The sequence below is a fragment of the Salinispira sp. genome, from assembly GCF_059431795.1.
Genome location: NZ_JBXWXS010000003.1, coordinates 185,547 through 205,268, shown reverse-complemented (window position 1 = coordinate 205,268; position 19,722 = coordinate 185,547). Strand labels below are relative to the sequence as shown.

The following is a 19,722-nucleotide window of genomic DNA, read 5'->3' as shown; positions in this document are numbered from 1 at the left end:
GATTTTTCCCTGAAGATGGGGCCATACTGGGAGCATGGATGAAGGCACTGGATTTTTAACCCTGGCCCGGGAAAGCTTCGAGAGCATGCAAATGTTCTTCACCCACCACATGCTGATGAGCGTAGGTCTGCTGTTGCTCAGCGGATATTTCCTGGCCCGGCTCGCCTCCAGAGTAAAACTCCCGGAGGTGACCGGGTTTATTATTGCCGGGCTGATCATGGGCGAAAGCATTCTTGGGTTTGTGCCCCATCATGTCAGTTCGGACATGTCTTTGGTAACCGAGGTCGCCCTGGGGCTTATCGCCCTCACCATCGGCGGAGAATTTTACTGGGTCAAGCTGAAAAGCATGGGCCCCGGTGTAGTAATCATCACCCTCATTCAAATATTTGCCGCATTCATCAGTACCACAGTGGGACTCTACATTTTCAACATGGAGCTCCCGTACGCCATGATTTTAGGAGCCATCTCCACCGCCACCGCACCTGCCGCGACGGTAGCCATCGTTCAAAGCTTGAATGCAACGGGAAAATTTGTGGACTACCTCTACGGGGTTGTGGCCCTGGATGATGCGGGAGCGGTAATTGTGTTTGCCGTGGTCTTTGCCTTGGTTGGAGGAATTATCGATCCCGAGACCGCTCAGGCGGCACAGGGAGCGGCTCAGTCCGCAGCGAATGCCTCCCATGGCGGAGGAGCGGGGTCGGTGGTTTTCCATGCCCTGCTTGAGGTGGTGCTCAGCATTGCCGCCGGCGCTCTCTCCGGATACATTCTCCATCTGCTTGTCAGGAAGAAACGGAAGCCTAATGAAATAATGATCATTGCCCTGGGAGTGGTATTTTTCACAATTGGACTTGCTGTGGCGTTTAATTTATCCCCTCTGCTCACAAATATGGCTGCAGGAGCGGTAATCATCAACCTGGGGGCCAGGAATCACCGGATATTTCATATTCTTGAACCGCTGACCCCTCCGATCTACGCACTGTTTTTCGTACTGGCGGGGATCGAACTGGACCTTTCCATTCTCGGCGACCCCAGGGTGGTTGTTTTGGGAGCTGCATATATACTCTTCCGGGCAATGGGCAAATACGGAGGAGTTTGGCTGGGTGCAAAAATCGCCCGGTCGCCCCGGGGAATCAGCAGTTATCTGGGACTCTGTATGCTTCCCCAGGCAGGTGTGGCAATCGGTCTCACCCTCATGGTTCAAGCTTCGCCTCTGGGACAACATCTAATGACAGAAAACCCTGCCATACTCAGCGATATGATCAATATTGTTCTCATCTCCGTTTTTATAAACGAATTGTTCGGCCCGCCGCTGTCAAAATTCGCCCTGGAACGGGGACTGGAACTGGAGGGATAAGATATGGAACTCTACTCTTTTCTGGAAAAACAATGCTGTAGAATCGGACTCCGGGGAAAGAACAAACAGGAAATTATTCAGGAACTTGCAACCCTCGCCTGCAGAAGCAGGCATTTGGATGAAAACAAAATAGAAGAGATCGCCGCAGCCATTGAAAAACGTGAGTCCCAGGGATCCACCGGTTTCGGCGGCGGCATTGCCATCCCCCACGCCCGTTTCGAACATATGGATGACTTTGTTCTTGCAATCGGTGTTCATCCGGAGGGTGTGGATTTTGATGCCCTGGACCGTAAGCGTGTACGCCTCTTTTTTATTATTCTCGGCCCGGAAGAACGGGTAAACGATCACCTGAAACTACTTGCAGCTGTATCCCGGGCGCTGACCCGTACAAACGCGAAAAAGGAAATACTGGCCGCCCAGGGAAACGAGGCGGTATACGAAGCCTTCCTTCGAAATGCAGAAGGTCTGGTTGAGGGGAAAAAGGAAAAACCGAAAAGCAGATTGCTTGTGCTGATTCTGTTTCTGGAAGAATACGTGTACGATATCCTTGAACTCTATCTACAGCGGGGCATTGAGGGTGCGACGGTTATCGACAGTATGGGAATGGGAGAATACATCAGCAATGTACCCATTTTTGCCACGTTCATCGGTTTCATGCAGGAAAAAAAGAACCATTCCAAAACTATCCTGGCCATGGTACCCGAAGATATGGAGGCTGAACTGATTCAAAGCATTGAAGACCTTCTGGGGGATCTGGATAAAACCCAGGGAGCAATGCTATTTTCCCTGGATGTCCCCATGTACAAGGGCAGCATGAAAATGCTTTGAACGGGATAGTCCGCAACCCTGTTAATTCCGCCCTTTTCCCACCACTTTCAAGCAGCAGGAAAATTTCTCCGGTATAGCTTACGGAGATTTCTATGGATGCAAAAACTGATTTTTTCCTGCTCCGGGTCATGTTGTGCACACTGCTTTTGATGTTTGCAGGCACTCAGAATCCGGCAAGCGGACAGGAACTCCCGCCCAATGACACAATCATCAGGGAAATGGAGTTTATTAACAGACCTCTGGGTGAAATCCTTCTGGCCCTTGCCCGCTTTGGTCAAATTCCTCTCCTGCCCGATCCCGGACTGGAGGAACGACGAAGCTATTATTTCCGGGATATCCGTCTGGACCAGGTTATCTCGGAAATAATCAGCACCAACCAGCTCTATCTTCATCAAAAGGGTTCTCTCTGGATAGCCTCGCGCATGCGGGTGGAGGTTTCAGATGACCGGAAGACGTTCAGCATCCATGCGGTGGATGTTCCCATGGAAAGTCTGCTGAACCGCCTGAGCGAACTCAGCGCTGTGGCCATCCGCAGCAGCTCCCTCCCTGCAGAGCTCCAGACCATTCACTGTGAACATCAGAGCCTTGCTGATGCCCTCACTGCGCTCATGCTTCCCTATCCGGAATACCGCCTGGAACGCCGGGGAGAAGCCTATGTAATCAGGGACGGGCTGAGAAATTCCCGCGACCCGGGAGATCTCTCCCGGCTCAACGTGGAGATAATGCAGAACGCCCCCAGAAGCTACAGGATTGAGGGAAATGGGGGCTCGGGTGCAACCGCCCTTGAACAACTCTTTCGCCTTCATGAAGTTGAATATCAGTTTTTTACCAACGCCTCCCATCCCGTTTCTTCCATGAGCATCAGGGATAGCGGTTTTCAGGAAGCGCTTCAGGCTATCTGCATCCAAAGCGGACTGCGCTGCATCGAGCATGAAGGTGTGTACTCGGTATTCCCGGAAAAGTTCAGGGGTGGGCACCCCGTTATTGAACAGGAAGCGCTCAGCATCAGTTCATTCATTCCCCGCATGCACAGCGCTGAGTATCTGAAAAGCTGCGTCCCCGATTCACTTGCCGAACGCTGCAGCATAAGGCTCAGCGCAAACGCTGCGGGTATTATCATCCGGGGAAACAGGGAGGAAAGCAGACGCATTACCCGCTTTCTCTCCCGGCTTGATGCTTCCTACGGCATTGTTCCCCGACGTATTTCACTGGATTTTATTACCCTGGATGAATTAACTCACCTGCTTCCCCCGGCCCTCGGAGCCGGGCTGTTGAGAAGCGGAACTGGAGGAGATTCTGTCTATGCCCTTCTGGATGCAAAAGGACAGCAGCAACTCTCAGAATATCTGAAAAAAATTGATCTTCCGCCCAGTTACCACTCCATTTATCTGAGGCATCAGAACGCTGAACAGATAATTGAACACATACCCGATGAGTTTGCATCTGGAAGTATCTCCGCCGGGAACAGCCTTTCAAGCATTGAGTTCCGCGGATCCTCCCGCTTCGCACAGGAGCTGGAGAAGTGGGTTCGCCGGCACGACCAACCCAAGCCAGGATTAGAATATCATATACTCGCCCTTCAGGTACAAAAAGGCAGACGGAACGCCTACGGTGCGTCGCTGGGGGCAAAAACCCTTACTGAAAATAGCAGACCTACGCTCTCCGCTTCCCTTGGCAGGGTGATCGGTCTCAACTTCGATGTGCTCAGCACCTTTGGGTACAGCTTTGCACTGAACCTGGAGACCGATCTCAGCCGCTCCAGCGCCCGTATTATGGCAGACAGTATGATCTCCGGGGTGCCGCACCAGGAAGCCCGGCTGGAGAACACATCCACCTACCGCTACCGGGACAGCACAGGTGAAACCGCAGTCACCCGTGAAATAACCAGCGGATTGACAATCAGTATCACCGGGGAAATCAGCGGGTCCGGGTCCATGAATGCAGTAAATCCGGTCCCCGCTGCTGTGGATATGAGTATCGACGTGGAGTTGAGCAGGCGCGGAGTGGACGGCGGTTCAGGCAATCCGCCGCCCACGAATCAGCGCAGAATTCAAACCCGGGCAACCTGCTCATCCGGAGACGTGATCCGGGTTGCCGGCAGCATTATCACTGAAGAGGGCCGCTCCTTAACAGGAGTGCTTCCCCTGGGTTCGTTGGAGGCCAGGAGAGAGTTAAATGAATTTGTGCTCTATATCAGACCGGTGGTCCGCAACCGGTCGTCTGGGGGTGAATTTGAGCTGCCGGAAATTCAGGACCTGCATGCCCGGTTTTTCCAGGAGCCCCGGAGATGAAGACCCGGCATGAACGCTACCCGCAGGACCTCAACGGTAGGGGTATAAAAGCTGAACCCCACGGGGTGGTATCAACAGATGCTTCGGGAGCCGGAATCTCCGATTTTTACCCTCTTCCCGGCGGGGACGATCAGTACACTCCTGAGTTTATCAGAACACAAAGAGCTTTATATCTGGGAGAAACCCGCCAGGATACTGAGATCATTTCCTGGGTCGCAGTGAGCAGGAATTGTACAGAGGAAACACAAGCCTTTCTTACCCAATACCACCAATGGAGGGACGGGTCCAGGGTTATGTTTCTCACCTGCTCCGATATTGATATGGAAATTACCTTTTCCCGGCTAAACAGGCTGGAGAGCACCGGGGAAAGCTTCGAGCAAGAGAGAACATCTTCTTCCAATTTTCAGGGTCCCGGACAGCGGATGCTCAGATCTATTCTTCTGGAAGCGGTTAAACAAAAAGCGAGCGATTTGCATTTCGAGCCCATGGAAGAACGGGATCCATCGGGAAATAGGTCCTCGGGGTCGGCCAGAGTTCGAGTTCTCGTAAACGGGCAGCTTCGGGAGATGCGGAGAATCAGCCGGAAAATGTGTTCTATTCTGGTTAACGGACTTCGGGTATTAGCGTCCCTGGAAATCTTATCTCACAGCGGCCCGCAGGACGGCTCATTCAGTCTCACTATCGGCAGGGAAGAGGTGCGGATGCGGGTATCCATACTCTCCTCCATGCAGGGTCTTTCTGCAAGTATCCGTATCTTGAATCCAGGAAAGGAGTTTCCGTCACCTGCAGAACTGGGGTTCAAAGAACATACTCTCCGATTTTTCCAATCCATTCTGTGCTCCGCTCAGGGATTAATTCTGTTTTCCGGTCCTACCGGCTGTGGAAAAACCACCAGCATGTATGGATTGGCCGGTGCGGCGGTACACCATGGAAAGAGAGTGATCAGCATTGAAGAGCCGGTAGAAATTATTCTTCCGGGAGTGGAGCAAATAGAAGCAAACAGCCTTACGGGAATGGACTACGGCACATTTCTCCCCTCTGTTCTGAGGAGAAAACCTGATGTGCTCATTATTGGGGAAATCCGCAACCAAAGAACTGCGGAACTCGCACTGGATGCAGGTCTTAGCGGACATCTGGTTCTGAGCACCATTCACGCACCCTCTGCTGGGAAAGCGGAGGATAGATTAAAAAGCCTTGGAATCAAGGACCCCTTCAGACTGGGAGTTCTCAAAGCGGTGGTGGGCCAGCGACTGATTCATCTACCCGGGGGCGGGGTTCAGCTGGATGAGAACCTTTTCATCCCCGGCCACTGCAGTCCAATAGAGCGGCAACAGGGAGATACGGTATGCACAATCCATTAACAGTTGTTCCGGGTAAAAAGGAATGCCGAGATTTTGCAGGAAGTCTTCGCATGTATCTGGAGCACGGATACAGTGCCAGGGAGAGTCTGACCCGGATCTATCATGAAAACCGGGGCAAGAAGATTCGGAAACTATTGTCGGGTATCATGGAAAGTCTCGATGACGGAGCGGGTTGGCAGGAAACGTTCCAGCTTCACTGTTACGGCAATTCATCCCTCCAGCTACTCTCCCGGGCGTCCTCCGCTGCAACCCTCTGCCGGGTATGTTCTGTCCTGGAAAAACAGTTGGCACAGGAACTGGAGCTGGATCAACGGGTCACTTCGGCCCTGGTGTATCCGGTATGGGTGCTTATTCTCACCCTCTGCTTTTCACTGGCGTATTGCCTGGGCCCCTTGGGAGAAATGGGCGGTTTGAACGGCAGTGCCGGAGAGCCTGCAAATATTATCGTTCCCCTGTTCATTACACTTTCTTTGCTGTTCTGGGCTGCCGGGCTACGGTTTGCTTGCATCCCGGTAAAACCCGGTTGGCTCAGAACTGTCCTGGACAGGATACCGTTCCTTTCCCATCTGCAGCGGCTCAGCAGATGGCTGCGCATCTGCTCACATCTTTCCATTGGAACGATGGCGGGAGCCCCCCTCCAGGATCAACTGGCTGAGTTAAGCGATCGTTACCGGGGGAGTCCCGAAGCGGGAGTTTTGTATTCCTGTGCCGAAGCCCGTTTTATCGGTGACTGGCAGGCCTTCGCAAATTCGGAGAACCGAAGCTGCGGGCTGCAAGGATTTCAAGAACTGCGGAGCATGTTCCGCTCCATCATTTCCGGTGAAGACTCCCTGGATATTATGCGCAGCAGCAGCGACCTGCTCAGCCTCAGACTACAGAAAACCCTGATCCGTGCCTGCGCCATTCTTCAACCACTTGCCGTTTCCCTTGCGGGAGTATCGGTTCTCATTTTAAGCAGCAGGATCATTTCCAACTATCACGGGCGAATCCTGGAGATCATGGGGGGGCTATAGATGGCCACTATTCTTTACAGCATCCAGCGGGGCGTAGAATTCTCCCTACCCGGACAAACGATAAGCCACATATGCGGTGAAGGGAAAAGATCATCAGTCTTTCCCCGGCCTCAGGAAAAGGGTACATCCTGGGGAGTACAGATGGGAGAAAATGAACTGTGGCATTACCGAAGGGGAACCGGGAACCCTTACCCGGCCGGAAAACAGCGCATCCTTCCGGGGATTGTTCTCATAATGTTCGCTGCCGGATTCCAGGACGGCCGATATAGTGTATACGGCTCTCAAGCCTGGGAATCGGCTCGTATTGAATCCGGTGCATTCACAGCTCATGCGTTCCACAGCGGGAGTACAGAAACTCCCCTGGCTCCGGGCTGCCACAACATCGCACATCATATTCTCTTGGAATCCAACCGCCCCCGGCGGTCTCCCTCAAGCGAGGATGTTCAGATGAAGAATATCAGCCGGAGTATGGCAGCAAGAGCATACACGGCCTGGAAGACAGTGGAGCTTTCCACAGCAAGCACCATGCATTCCACCAAAGGCCCCCATCCCGCTCTGCCGGGAAATATGCTGCTTCAGACATACCGGGGCAGTAAAATCCTGGGAAAACTGAAATTCCTGACCAAAAAATCTCGGTCGCTATTCAAAGCCACCCCCCCGGCGGTCATACTGTTCTGTGCTGCGGTTTTCACCGCCTTCCCCCTTCCCTTTCTGATTCGTGAATCCGGCGAATCCCATTTACAGGGAATAGACCCCACCCCCTCAGGAGATCAATCTCCGAAAGAAACCTTCAGGCCGATAAGAATCAGTGGTTTTCCCGGGCACAGCGCTTTGAATTTTGCTATTGAGGACCTGCGTTCCTCCTTCCATAAATTTAATCTGAAAAAGCTGACAATTGAAAATGAAACAGTCCAGACGGAATTATCATTCTCACCATCACCTGCCGGGCTCAATACGACTGGAGAAACCGGATGGAGCGGGGAGTACATTCCCCGGGAGAGCGGCCGGCTCTTTCTTCAGGCTGCAACTCAAGGGTATGGGGGCAACGGGAGCCCAGAACTATTGAGTATAGCAAAATCCCTGCCTCCGAATCTCATAGTTCCGGGATGCTCACCATGGACGAATAGCCGCGGCAGCCAGAAGAGGATTTTCCCGGGACTGGTATTCCGCTGGCTGCGGAACTTCCACAGGGCCGGTGTTTTCAGTTTTGATCCGTCACAGCATAGCATTCGGATCAGCTGCATCGTCAGCCGAAATGCCCGTGCACTGCCCCTTCTCAGCAAATTGGAAGGCAACCGTATTCCCCTCTCAACCCTGACAATTCAGCAGATGTCAGCCGCTTCTCCGACCCCCGGATTGGAGATGATCATGGAAATTCGCTTGGAGGATGCGGTAAACGCATATCTGGGGCTTTTAAAAAGCAGCACTGCTTACATCCGTCCCGGCTCCTCCCCACATTTCAACGCCGGAAACTCAGGCCCCGGTTTCCCATCCGGCACGACAGATCTCCATGATGCTCTGATAACCTGCTTCCTCCCCGGGCCTATAGACTACGGTTCCCCGGAAAATGGCGAGGGGGAGCAAAGCGATTTCGGGGAAGCAGCGCCATCCGAATTCCTGCTGCCCGACTATCTGGAATTTAGCGGACTGATCAGCGATTCCCGGGGAAACTTCATGGTGCTGGAGGATTTGAGAACCGGCAGTCAAATAATACTCGGATCGGGTGAACGCTATAAAAACTGGATATGCCCGGGAATCACCCCGGATACCATTGCAGATATCCGCCCCCAGCTCCTCTGGGAGCAGCTGGGAAATTATTAATTGCAGGAGCAAACAATGAAGAAAAACAGCAAACAACAGGCGGAGAACCGAGGCTCATCCCCTCCCATTCGTGAACGGCCGCTCTTTTATCCACGTGCACTACCAAAGTCTTCTACCCCGTATATCTGCTGTATCCTGATATTTTGGATGTTACTAAGTACGATGGGTTGTGAATCTATGGGGAATAGATTATCCACAACTGTTTGCATCCGGGTGACCGATGAACGGCAAAACCCGGTAAACGGCGCAGAATTTCGACTGTCACGTAATGGCGGAGACAACCTTCTTAGCCGCAGCGACTGTTATGGACGGGGCCTGCTTCGGGAACCATCAGAAGGAACCAAAGAAGAGATCCTGATTCGCCACCCTCTCTTTGTTGACCAGGCGGTGATTATAGAAAGCGCAAAGGGTTCTCACTGTCAGGTTATATTCATTACCCTTGAAAGAATTGATGCCCGGATACGGTCGCTGTTTATGCAGGCTGAAAAGGCAGGAGATTTGCTGGAAGATGAGGAAACCAGGCGGAACTTTGCGATCCCTGATCACTCCCCCCACTACCGGCTATCCGGACGGCAGAGATATTTCCTGGCTCTGCTTCAATTACGAATGAAAAACTACCCCCAGGCACAACTGTGGGCCTCATCAATGGAAACAGATCTGGATGAACAACGGGAACTGGAGAGGATTCTTCGAAACATGTTGTCGCAACATTGACCCCCGGTCCCCCAGAACTTTCGTAAGGGTTGCGCTGATCAAGTGAAAAGGAGATTTTGGTATGAAACACAGGATAACGGGAATACACTCCGGCTATCAGGACGGATTCAGCTACATCGAGTTGATAATTGTTCTGGCAATTATGCTGATACTGGGAGGCGGCATCAGTATCAGCTCCAAAGGATTCATCCATTCCGCACGGAGGGTGAGCGCCAGAAATCAAATTGAAACATACCGGCTGGCCTTAAGTAAGTATCATTTCGACTGCGGGTCATACCCAAGCAAAGAGCAGGGGCTGAATGCTTTATGGGAGAAGCCATATCTTTACCCCATCCCGGCAGCATGGTCAGGTCCGTATCTTGAAAGAATGCCGGGAAAGGATCCCTGGGGTAACCAATTCATCTACCGTAGGGACAACTTCCATAATCTTCCCTTCGTCATTATCTGCACCGGGGCTGACGGAAAAGAGGGAGGCGATGGGGAAGATAAGGACATTGTGTCATGGGAATAAGGCCAGGGTCATACAATGCAGGTTATGTACTTCTGGAAGCCCTTATTCTGCTTTTTATTTTCACCCTGATTCTGGGGACTGTTGCTGATCTGATGCTTCAGCTCGTGAAGGCGGAGCAGAGATTACGGCAGCAGCAGAGGGAGGAAGAGGCCCAAGTCAGCCATTCAGCTCTTCTTCCTTTTCTTCCAGCATGCGGTATTCCCGTTCAAGATCGCTTAGATAGTGGTTGATTTCCCCGGTTTGGCTCCGCAGTGCGTCAACAGGGGGCAATTCCTGGAGATCAGGGGTTCGTCTCATGCGAACCAGGTCCAACTGGAGCTGACGAAGGGAATTAATTGCACTGCTGAGCTTAGCTTTTAGAAATTGCTGCTGCTTTTCCAATTCGTAATAGGAATTCTGCTGCTTCTTCAACGATTCTATGGATTTCTCCAGCTCCACCTTCAGATCGGGATTGCCTGTATCCGAATGCTGCTTTTGCAGGTCTAGAAGCTCCCGCTCAAGATTAGTCATGGGAATGGATTCCAGGGTTTTATTAATTTCCTGATCTTTCCTGCTGAGCTCAACAACCTGCTTTACATACCCTTCAAGGACCTGTTCAAAATCCTCCCCCAGATTGCTTCGATCTTTCATGCCGGAAATTTGGGCCAGAACGGCGGCTTTCAGGTTTTCGGCCTCAGCCTCCATAGGGCTCTGAAACCGTGTTGCAATCTGGCTTTCGTGGCTGAGTTTCAACTGCTTTGCATTCTTTAGCTGGGAAACCGGTACGTTGAGGGCAGCCAGTTCCTCAAGAAATTCCTTCTCCCGGTGTTTCGCCGCTGGTAGGTGGCTGAAAACACCGATTGACATGGCGGCTATGGGTATAAGTGACCATGGAACAAAGGGAGTCGTTATAATATTGATACCGGCGAGAAAGAGGGAAGTGGCAATGGTGGACATGAGATGCCCGCCAAACTTATTGCGATTGCGATGGAGTTTTCTTAGCTTTTTCAACTGCTGCTTATTCAGCGCCGGAAGAGCCTGAAGTTCCCTGGCCTCCAGACGCTTTCTTCGGAGACCGGCCCAATGGGTAAACAAACCAATCCCCCAACCTCCGGCAGGGAAGAAAAACCAAGGAAACGCAGCGCCGGTGAACGCCCATATCGCTACCAGACCTCCGTTCACCGAAAGGTAGGAACCAAGATGCCCCCGGAAATCGGATTCCATTTTTTTCAGACTTTTATTGGTCTGCGCCCGGTATTCCTGGATCAGCTGCTGGTCCTGCCAGCTGTCATACGGAGTGTCCAGTACCCTGTCCCACGCCTGCTCCAGTTCCCTGTCCCGTTTTTCATCTTCGCTTGAGCCCCTACCTTCTGGGATTACCACTCCCTGACGGCGCCCGAAGGAGGCATCGGGATATCCCTGCTGCATACGGTCCTGTCGGCTTCTTCCCCGTCCACGTTCAAATTCTCTGCCCAGTTCATGAGCTATTTCCTTGCCCACCCTGCCAAATTCCCCGGCGGCCCTTCGAATATTATAGGGAAATTCACTGGGGTCGGGAGAATCGTTATTCAGCCCTCGGTTTCCGGAACCGCTCCCCTGGGAAGATCGGGACTGAGCGTGCTGCGTACCCGAAGATTTCGCAATAAAACCTTTGCGTACCATGGAATCCAGAATTGCGTCGACCTTTTCGCCGCTATAACCCAGACTTGAGCGAACCTCATCAACCGAGAGCCTTCGCCCGGCCTGCTTAATCTGGGCCATTACCAGCTCTTTAACCTCTTTTTCCCCGATAGAAGGGGTGGCAGGGGAATCCGTTCCGTTGCCTGCGCCTTGTGTATCGCCCTGAGACTGGTTATCGCCCTGATGCTCCATGGCAGATGGGTCGGCCAAGTTTCCGGAAGCCTTGGAGCCTTCTACATTCCCTGATTTCCGCTCGTGGCGCACATCACCGTTGGTTGCAATTTCATAGGCACGGATTTCCCTGCTGATATTCTTCAGTTTCACCGCACCAAGTTCTTTAATGGGGATATCATCAATTTTGTTATTTGCAAGATTATACACATCCTGGGAGATACAGATCCGTCCCGGGTTACAGATGCTCTGCAGGCGGCTGGCAATATTGATGCCTTCACCCAGGGCGTCATTTTCATAGAAGTAGATATCCCCCAGATGGACACCGATTCTGAGTATGATGGTAAACTCGGGGTTTTCCCGGTTACGATGTTCAAGATCCTTCTGAATCCGGATGGCACAGTTCACTGCGTTCACTGTATTGGGGAAATCAATCAGGAATGCATCGCCGATGGTCTTAATTATGGAACCTCGGAGATCTTCTGTATGTTTTCGGACAATCTCATTATGATACTCAAGGAGTTCGAGAGTTGCTTTTTCGTTTTCCTCCATCATTCGACTGAATCCGACTATGTCGGTAAACATGATGGCTGCGAGACGGTACTCTTTCGGGTTCATACCAAAGATGGTAAGTATTGATCCAGGCTTAGTCAACCAAAGGCGGCACATATGGCAAAAAAGGCAGTCAAATATTTTGAATGCAGCAGCTGCGGACATCGGGAACCAAAATGGAGCGGACGCTGCACGTCCTGCGGTGAATGGAACAGTTTTGTGGAGAAGCATCCGGCCCCGAGCCGCACATCCAGCGGGGGAACCATAGGGGGCGATACAGCGAATGCCGCCGCTCCGGTTAAGCTTTCGGACGTGGAAAGCGGGGAAGGCAGGCGGATCTCTTCGGGAATGGTGGAACTGGATCGGGTACTTGGCGGCGGTGTTATGGGCGGCTCCTCGGTGCTGTTGGGAGGTGAACCGGGAATCGGAAAATCGACCCTCATGCTCCAGGCTGCAGACGCGTATTCCCGGAGCGGGCCGGTCCTCTACATATCGGGTGAGGAAGCCCAGTCTCAGATCAAAATGCGCGCCTCCAGGCTGGGTATTCAAGGGGACCGTATCAGCCTTCTCTCCCAGTCATCAGCGGAATTATGCAGCCGGTCTATTCAATCACACAGACCGGGAGTAATCATTGTAGATTCCATCCAGACACTGGGCACCGAAGAATCCTCTTCCTCTCCGGGCAGCCCGAATCAGGTAAAGCATTCGGTTCAGATTATCAGCGAGGCAGCCCGGGAAGTAAATGCCTGCGTATTTTTTATCGCCCATGTAACCAAGGAAGGAGCAATTGCAGGCCCCAAACTGGTGGAGCATCTGGTGGATGCGGTTCTGTATTTTGATCATTCCCAGGCAGAACTCAGATTTCTGAGAGCCAACAAGAACCGGTTTGGATCCAGTGATGAGATAGGGATCTTCACCATGGGGTCCGACGGGCTTACAGAAGTGGGAGATCCGGGCAGGCTATTTCTCAGCGAGGAGGAAGAGCTTCCTGCAGGTACATCCATTGTTCCGGTCTATGAGGGCAGCAGAATTCTGATGGTTGAGATTCAGGCTCTGACGGTTCCCGGTAAGGGCGGTTTCGGCAGAGTCTATTCGGACATGATAGATCAGAGGAGGGTAAACAGGGTTGCCGCCGTCCTGGAAAAACATGCAAACCTGAGATTTTCCGATCAGGATCTATATGTGAATGTTGCAGGAGGAATTCGGATTCAGGATGTGGGCACCGAACTTGGACTGGCCATGGCGCTCTATTCTGCACGGACGGGTATGCCCCTCCCTGCGGCTACGGCCTTCTGCGGTGAAATCAGTCTATCCGGCCAAGTGCGCAGCATCAGTCATCTGCGAAGAAGAATTCAACAGGCCGGTGAACTGGGATACAAGCGGATTCTGGCCCCTCCCCCGGGGGGCCTTCAGAAGAATTCTCAAGAGTCCCCGGCAGAAAGCCGGGGAGCTCCGGTTCTGCGGGTTCGATCCATCTCTGAAACCGTGACCGCCCTCTGGGGAAAGGGTTGAACGCACATTTCCCTCAATTCCCTCAATGTTCCTTAAAGTACATGCCCCAAAGACGTATGAGGGAAAGATCGGAAAATTTGACCTCATTTACCGTCGCATCCAGATAGATCCTGCGGGTTATGGAAACAGAAGGGGCAGGGCTATGAACGTTCCGATTGAAGAGCCCAGAGATGAAAAGAAAAACACCAGAAGAATCCGGGTAATCCGGTTTCGGAAAAATCCCCGGATTGTGGTGATATCATCGCCGAGTTTTTCAAAGTCCTGAACCCTGGGTTTTCTCAGAAGAGCTTCCAGCATGCCGGTGACAAATCCCACACCAATGGTGGGGTTCATACTGGTGACCGGAGCAGCGAGAAAAGAGGAGATTACAGTGACCGGATGTCCCAGGGCCACGGCGGCTCCCAGGGCTGAGAGCGTCCCGTTCACAAGTATCCAGCGTAGAAGACTCTGCAGCCCCCCCTCCCAGCCTTTGGTAATAAAGCCGGAAATGATCAACCCGGCAATGGCAGCCACCAGGAGCCAGGGAAGGCTCTTGCTGATAATTCCCCGGGGAGGAACCCGGGATATCTGCTTCAATTCCGACTCGGCGTGCTCCTCCGACGAATTGTTGTGTGGTGTTTCCTGATCGTCCAATTCCAGAATCTTGCGCACCATGCCGGGAACATGTCCGGCTCCAACAATGGAGAGAACCTTTTCCCGGCCGGCCATTTTTTTCCAGCTATTGATGGCAAGGTAATGATCCCGTTCATCTATGAGCACCTGCTTCACCGATGGGAGGAACTCCGCCATTTCTTTCATCATGTCATCCAGCGCACTTCGCTGTTTCAGACTTTCAATGGCTTCTTCATCCAACTTCTCACGGGAGAAGGCCGAACCGATCAGTACTGCAAGAATTTTATTTTTTCCCCAGAATCCGGTTTTTCGCCAAGCCCGGGACAACGTCATCTGGATATCTCTATCTATCATGAACTTGGTAATTCCCAGCTCATCGGCTGCAGCAACCGCTGCCCGCATCTCATCGCCGGGCTTGGTTCCCAGATTGAGTCCCAGACGTTTCTGGTACGCAGAAAGCACCAGATTGCTCAGCAGGAGAAATGTCTTCTTCTGCTTGATAATCTGAAAGATATCCAGGTTTTTCCAGCTGTTTTCCTGATTCAGGGATTTGAAACGGTTTTGATCAAGCTCAATACACACAGCTTCCGGCTGTTCATCCCGGATTGTCTGATCAACTTCCCGGGCACTGTCTTCAGAAACATGTGCGGTGCCCAAAATCACCAGTTCTCCCCGGCTGGTGGAGATCCGGGTAACTGTATCACCGTCCTGAGTGACCCTGGAGTCTCCCTTCACAGCTTCCTCCCCGGGGGAGTGATGTGAATCCTGTGCCGTATCCGCTTCCTGTACCTGTTCGTTAGATTTCTTTGCTGTTTTCATCTATGTTCTGCTTTTGTCTGGTTTTTTTTGCTTTTACCGGCTTTTCCGGCAGGGATTTGTAGCATATCAATTGGGAAAAGTATACTCATGTCCCTGTCATTCATTCTTTACCGGGAATCCCTGCTGCTATCTGCTGTCCCATGGCCTCAATAAATCTGTTCCGAAGTGTTTTCTGCCCAGGAAAAAGGTCCCTGGGAATATTCCCGCCTCCCATGTGAACATGGCCGCCACCATAACCCACACCCCGAAGTGCTTTTCTGATGATAAGATCGGAGGGACGCAGAAGGTCTTCGCTGCGAACGGAAATGCGGTATTCGTCCCGGTCCGGAACCAGCACCACCACAAAACGGATCTCCTGCAGGCCCAGGAAAAAATCCGCGGTTATGGCCATAACTTCCGGACTGCATTCTTTCTCCACCGGGACAAAGGCAAAGTCATCCGCCACCTCGCAGGAATTAATGGCCTCCCGGAATACCTGCAAGTCCTGGAGGCTCAGGCTGTTTCTCAACAACCTGCTGCCGGTCTCCCAATCTCCGAGAAAAAAAAGCTCGGAAAACGCCTTCATATCCGGGCGTGTAACACCCCGGGTCATAAATGCCGTATCCATCATCAGGCCCATGAGCAATGCCGTGGCCACATTTCGCTCAAACGTCAATCCCGATTCATGGTAATAATCATAAATGATGGTGGAGCAGGACCCTATCTCTTCACGGATATCGAAAAAGGGCGTAGTGGGCTTTTCCGGAGGGCTGTGATGATCAATCAAGCCGATAATTTCCCCGGGCAACTCACTAACATTGCGGTTCCCAACAAATCCATCCACAATTATCAACTGGTCGTCATCTGAGATCCCGATTTCACTACTGGGCGCCAAGGGGATTTCCAGCTGCTCCACTGCAGATGAGAGGGAATTGCTTTCAATTCTTCCGGTATAGCAGAGTTCAACATGAAAATCCCTGGGCGCAAGGAGACGCATGAGTCCGAATCCGCTGGCTACCGCATCATGATCGGGAAAATCATGAACCTGAATAACCACCCGCCTGGAGGGATCCAGACTTGATGTCAATTTATTGAGATAATTCATCGATTAACCATGTACGGACCACACCTTCCGGTGTTCCTTCCAGCCGTTCCTGTTCCTGGGAATTGAGAAGCGCAAGAGCGGTACTGTTCTGCTCCCGTTGAGCGTATCGGAGTGCGGTAAAGAACTGGGCAAGAGCCTTGGTCTGCATATCTTCCTCCTGCTGGATCTGACGGAGCAGCCGGCTATCCACCCCATCGATGAAAAACCTTCCAACGAAGTAGAATAGTTCATCTCTGGGGAACTCGCTGAGTCTCCGTTCAAGGTAGTTTCTCCCGGCGCTCTGGGACTGGGCAAATCGGGCGGCTGCGGAAAACAGGATGAGAGATTTCCTGTTCTCCTCTTCATTCCAGGCATCATCCAGAAGCTTCCCTGAATTCTGATGGTTTCCAAGAATATATTCAAGAGCTCCCAGGTAGCTGTAGGCGGGATAATAATCAGGGCGTATTTCCAGAGAGCGCTCATAATCCGCGGCGGCAGGTTCGTAATCTCCCAAAAAGGCCCGGACCTGACCCCGATAGGCGTAGTTCAAAAAAATTCCCGGGATGCGCTCTATTGCTGCACTGAAATCCCGGTCTGCAGCTTCAAAATTTCCGCTCCGGGCATTCATCCTGCCCCGATCCAGATAGTTCCAGCCATTTGCTTCATCAAGCTCAATAGCCTGGGTCATGTCTGCTATGGCCCTCTGGTAATATCCCTGCTCAACATATGCCCGGGAGCGGTCCACATAACTGTAACTATAGTCAGGATCCACATTAATTGCCCGACTGAATGCAGATATTGCATCCTGACTCTTTCCGTTCCTCAGGTAGCTGTTTCCCAGCCCCTGCAGGGCCACAAAATTTTCATCTTCCGTTTCCAGCGCCTTTTGGAAACGCTTTTCAGCCCGGTCGTATTGTTTCTTCTCCAGCAGGATTTCCCCGATTCCGGTGTTGGCCTGAACATTGCCTTCATCCGCCTGCAGGGCCCGTACAAGAAGATCCTCTTCGGCTTCCCGTTTGCCCCTGGCCCTCTCGATGAGAGACAAACTCACAAAGGCATCCGCCCTATCTTCAGCACTGAGTTCTTCGGTTGTGGATATTTCATCAGAACCGGGATCATCGGAATTCCCGCCTCCGGGGTTTAAGAGATCTTTGAGAACGGCCTCGGCGGCATCCAGTTCACCTGCGGCAATCTGCAGACGGGCAAGGAGAATACGGCTGGCGGGATCATCAGGGTCATCCAGCCGTGCCTGTTCGTATGCTTGGATGGCTTCTTGAGGATCCCCCAGAAGAATGGCTGCGCTCATCCGGTCATACACTTCTATTTCACTTTCAAAAGCATTCTGTTCTTCGGCGGCATTTTGCATATCCGCAGGGCTTTCCGGCGTACTTGCACAGGAAATGATAAACAGACTGACAAGGAGGATTGTCCCTCCGCGAAACACTGGTTGAAATTTCATCTGTGGTATCATACTGCCCATGTCCTGTTTAGGCAAGATTTCTTGATTTAGGGGGGGCAGGCTGATACACTCCCCTACTATGAAGAGACAATTGCATATGGGTGCATTTTTCGCACCTGTGCTTTACCTGGGCATTATCGCCGGTCTGATATTTCTCCAATTCTCCGGCGGAAGCATTTTTACCGAGAATTTCGGCAGAATTATGCTCAGCGGAACCCTGAACCTGGATAATGATGCGGAAAACGGTGAGTTAGCGTCCGTTGTCGTTGAGTTTGAAGGTATTCAATTTACATTTGACAGCGATAACCCCCTCATTCTGGAAACACGACAGAACACCAGGGAGGAAACGCTGGTCTCGGGTTACCGAAATCGGGAAGAAGGACTCACGGTTTTTTTTGATAACGGCACAGAACTCATATTCCAGCATGATGAAGAAGGAGATCAGCTGAGCATCAATACTTCAATTCCTTCCCGTTACAGCAGTCTCATGAGTCTGCGCATTCCTTTCATGCTGCGCACCGGGGCGTCTGCCAGCGCAACGGAAAATTTTCCCGGCCTGGATGTGAATAACGGCGGCGAACGCTACATTCTTGCATTACCGCCACGCTCCTACATCAATCAGGAGCAGAACCTGCTCAATATTCCGGGAGACGGTCTCAACCGCAATATCCGCTACACCCGTCGGGCGGCAGGAAATGAGAATATTTTCGAGCTGTGGTTTGAAAACCAAATGGAAAATATTCCCGAAGATCTTTATGAGACTGAAATCGGGGACTATATCGATCGGGTGTATCTTGCCTGGAAGAGCAACCGTTACAACTCCACCCAGGGAACCTGGGATATGCGCGAAGGAAGCCCCCGATTTTCCGAAGAAATTCTGGTAAATGTTCTCTCAGAAGCCTGGGCCCGGGAGGAGTATACCAGGGTATACAATGAAATGCGCAGTGCGGCGGATATTTTCCCCTTGGAACTCAGCTATCGCTCGTCGGTATTTTTAGGGAACCTGAGAAAAGTCACCAATGATTTGGAAGCAGCGGACAGACAGGAAAGCATCCGTATTAGAAACATGATCAATCAGGGAAATGCCATGGTATTCCTCACCAGAAATCTGTTCCGCTATGCAACGGACAGGGGTTCGGAAAACCTGCTGCCTAATCTTGTAGCCTTTACCGAAAGTCTTGCTCCAGCAAGCCTTTCGCCTCTGGAAGCATTGGGGCTGGCCATGAACTATTATCTGGGAGAATTTCCCGACCAGGAGATTCGCCAGATACTCAGCCGCTTCGAGGGAATTCTGGAAGAAAACATTCTACCGGAGATCGTGAAAGTTGATGAAGGCTTTTTCTTTGCTACCGAACCTGGAATAGCCAACAGCTACTACACCATTCTTGCAGGTCAGACCCTCATTGCCGCAGGAGAAGAAACCGGCAATGAACAGTTCATCAGCCTGGGTAAAAACATGGTATTATCCATACTCAGACTGGGTGATCAGATGGGATTTCTGCCCTCCCAGATTGAGCTTACCGCCGGGGCTATTTCTGCAACCCAAGGTACCACCAATCCGGAGGAAATCTATCCGCTTATCTCCGACAACCCATATTACCCCAGACATATCAGTCTGGCGCCATATTTTGGAAACGGAGCCTGGGCCTACACTATTATGAACAATTATGAAATCATTAGTCGTCCCGGCGAGTTCACCATCAACTTCGATAATTCGCCAAACCGTACCCATTTCATGTTCTTCCGGGGTATTCCCGGTATCGATCCCCTGAATGGTATGGAGTTGTTCGGGATAATTTGGCGAAATGCACCGGATTTTGAAATTTACAGCAAGGGTCGATACTACAACGCGGACAGCAACACATTGATGATTAAGTTTTTCGATGACGACCCGAATCAAACTATCAGACTCTTTTACGAATAGTCTTTAGAGCATCTTTCAAAATTAATTTTTTGAAAATGTCTCTTTTTAACCAATAAGA

Annotated in this window: 14 protein-coding genes; 10 read left to right on the top strand and 4 right to left on the bottom strand. The window is 51.7% G+C overall.

Features of this window, described 5'->3' with window-relative positions; translation table 11 throughout:
* Positions 1-34 precede the first annotated feature (34 nt).
* The 8 genes from AC52PS_RS02055 (at position 35) to gspG (ending at position 9,893) form a co-directional block, all read left to right on the top strand.
* Positions 35-1,354 (top strand): cation:proton antiporter, encoded by a 1,320-nt coding sequence (locus AC52PS_RS02055; RefSeq protein WP_495561362.1) that lies wholly within the window; start codon positions 35-37, stop codon positions 1,352-1,354.
* A gap of 3 nt (positions 1,355-1,357) precedes the next feature.
* On the top strand, positions 1,358-2,182 hold the full coding sequence (locus AC52PS_RS02050; RefSeq protein ID WP_495561361.1) for a PTS sugar transporter subunit IIA: 825 nt from the start codon (positions 1,358-1,360) through the stop codon (positions 2,180-2,182).
* A 92-nt stretch (positions 2,183-2,274) separates the two neighbouring features.
* Positions 2,275-4,473 (top strand): hypothetical protein, encoded by a 2,199-nt coding sequence (locus AC52PS_RS02045; RefSeq protein WP_495561360.1) that lies wholly within the window; start codon positions 2,275-2,277, stop codon positions 4,471-4,473.
* Complete coding sequence (locus AC52PS_RS02040; protein WP_495561359.1) at positions 4,470-5,834, top strand: GspE/PulE family protein; 1,365 nt, start codon at positions 4,470-4,472, stop codon at positions 5,832-5,834. Before AC52PS_RS02045 ends, AC52PS_RS02040 begins: the two co-directional genes overlap by 4 nt.
* Entirely contained in the window at positions 5,819-6,847 is a 1,029-nt protein-coding gene (locus tag AC52PS_RS02035) for a type II secretion system F family protein (protein ID WP_495561358.1), read from the top strand. Before AC52PS_RS02040 ends, AC52PS_RS02035 begins: the two co-directional genes overlap by 16 nt.
* Positions 6,848-8,668 carry a hypothetical protein gene (locus AC52PS_RS02030; RefSeq protein ID WP_495561357.1) on the top strand — a complete coding sequence of 607 codons (1,821 nt, stop codon included), beginning with the start codon at positions 6,848-6,850 and terminating at the stop codon, positions 8,666-8,668.
* Positions 8,669-8,845: 177 nt separating this feature from the next.
* Complete coding sequence (locus AC52PS_RS02025; RefSeq protein ID WP_495561356.1) at positions 8,846-9,382, top strand: hypothetical protein; 537 nt, start codon at positions 8,846-8,848, stop codon at positions 9,380-9,382.
* A gap of 61 nt (positions 9,383-9,443) precedes the next feature.
* The gene (gene gspG, locus AC52PS_RS02020) at positions 9,444-9,893 is read left to right on the top strand and encodes a type II secretion system major pseudopilin GspG (RefSeq protein ID WP_495561355.1); all 450 of its coding nucleotides are present in this window, start codon (positions 9,444-9,446) and stop codon (positions 9,891-9,893) included.
* Positions 9,894-10,049: 156 nt separating this feature from the next.
* On the opposite strand, the gene AC52PS_RS02015 is transcribed toward gspG, so the two are convergent.
* Positions 10,050-12,341, bottom strand: coding sequence for an adenylate/guanylate cyclase domain-containing protein (locus tag AC52PS_RS02015; protein WP_495561354.1), 2,292 nt, complete (start codon positions 12,339-12,341; stop codon positions 10,050-10,052).
* Between the two features lie 51 nt (positions 12,342-12,392).
* On the opposite strand from AC52PS_RS02015, the gene radA reads away from it, so the two are divergent.
* A complete protein-coding gene (radA, locus tag AC52PS_RS02010) occupies positions 12,393-13,787 on the top strand; it encodes a DNA repair protein RadA (protein ID WP_495561353.1) in 1,395 nt (464 codons plus the stop codon).
* Positions 13,788-13,904: 117 nt separating this feature from the next.
* On the opposite strand, the gene AC52PS_RS02005 is transcribed toward radA, so the two are convergent.
* From AC52PS_RS02005 to AC52PS_RS01995, 3 genes are all read right to left on the bottom strand, one after another.
* Positions 13,905-15,218 carry a TraB/GumN family protein gene (locus AC52PS_RS02005; protein ID WP_495561352.1) on the bottom strand — a complete coding sequence of 438 codons (1,314 nt, stop codon included), beginning with the start codon at positions 15,216-15,218 and terminating at the stop codon, positions 13,905-13,907.
* 100 nt (positions 15,219-15,318) lie between these two features.
* Complete coding sequence (locus AC52PS_RS02000) at positions 15,319-16,302, bottom strand: DHH family phosphoesterase (protein WP_495561351.1); 984 nt, start codon at positions 16,300-16,302, stop codon at positions 15,319-15,321.
* Positions 16,286-17,740, bottom strand: coding sequence for a tetratricopeptide repeat protein (locus AC52PS_RS01995; protein ID WP_495561350.1), 1,455 nt, complete (start codon positions 17,738-17,740; stop codon positions 16,286-16,288). The genes AC52PS_RS02000 and AC52PS_RS01995 overlap by 17 nt, the downstream gene beginning before the upstream one ends.
* Positions 17,741-17,819: 79 nt before the next feature.
* Here AC52PS_RS01995 and AC52PS_RS01990 point away from each other — a divergent pair, with 79 nt between their 5' ends.
* Positions 17,820-19,664 carry a hypothetical protein gene (locus AC52PS_RS01990; RefSeq protein WP_495561349.1) on the top strand — a complete coding sequence of 615 codons (1,845 nt, stop codon included), beginning with the start codon at positions 17,820-17,822 and terminating at the stop codon, positions 19,662-19,664.
* Positions 19,665-19,722 lie beyond the last annotated feature (58 nt).

Coding starts and splice junctions, on each gene's coding strand:
- AC52PS_RS02055 (WP_495561362.1), top strand. CDS start 35: ATGGATGAAGGCACTGGATTTTTAACCCTGGCCCGGGAAAGCTTCGAG.
- AC52PS_RS02050 (WP_495561361.1), top strand. CDS start 1,358: ATGGAACTCTACTCTTTTCTGGAAAAACAATGCTGTAGAATCGGACTC.
- AC52PS_RS02045 (WP_495561360.1), top strand. CDS start 2,275: ATGGATGCAAAAACTGATTTTTTCCTGCTCCGGGTCATGTTGTGCACA.
- AC52PS_RS02040 (WP_495561359.1), top strand. CDS start 4,470: ATGAAGACCCGGCATGAACGCTACCCGCAGGACCTCAACGGTAGGGGT.
- AC52PS_RS02035 (WP_495561358.1), top strand. CDS start 5,819: ATGCACAATCCATTAACAGTTGTTCCGGGTAAAAAGGAATGCCGAGAT.
- AC52PS_RS02030 (WP_495561357.1), top strand. CDS start 6,848: ATGGCCACTATTCTTTACAGCATCCAGCGGGGCGTAGAATTCTCCCTA.
- AC52PS_RS02025 (WP_495561356.1), top strand. CDS start 8,846: ATGGGGAATAGATTATCCACAACTGTTTGCATCCGGGTGACCGATGAA.
- gspG (WP_495561355.1), top strand. CDS start 9,444: ATGAAACACAGGATAACGGGAATACACTCCGGCTATCAGGACGGATTC.
- AC52PS_RS02015 (WP_495561354.1), bottom strand. CDS start 12,341: ATGAACCCGAAAGAGTACCGTCTCGCAGCCATCATGTTTACCGACATA.
- radA (WP_495561353.1), top strand. CDS start 12,393: ATGGCAAAAAAGGCAGTCAAATATTTTGAATGCAGCAGCTGCGGACAT.
- AC52PS_RS02005 (WP_495561352.1), bottom strand. CDS start 15,218: ATGAAAACAGCAAAGAAATCTAACGAACAGGTACAGGAAGCGGATACG.
- AC52PS_RS02000 (WP_495561351.1), bottom strand. CDS start 16,302: ATGAATTATCTCAATAAATTGACATCAAGTCTGGATCCCTCCAGGCGG.
- AC52PS_RS01995 (WP_495561350.1), bottom strand. CDS start 17,740: ATGAAATTTCAACCAGTGTTTCGCGGAGGGACAATCCTCCTTGTCAGT.
- AC52PS_RS01990 (WP_495561349.1), top strand. CDS start 17,820: ATGAAGAGACAATTGCATATGGGTGCATTTTTCGCACCTGTGCTTTAC.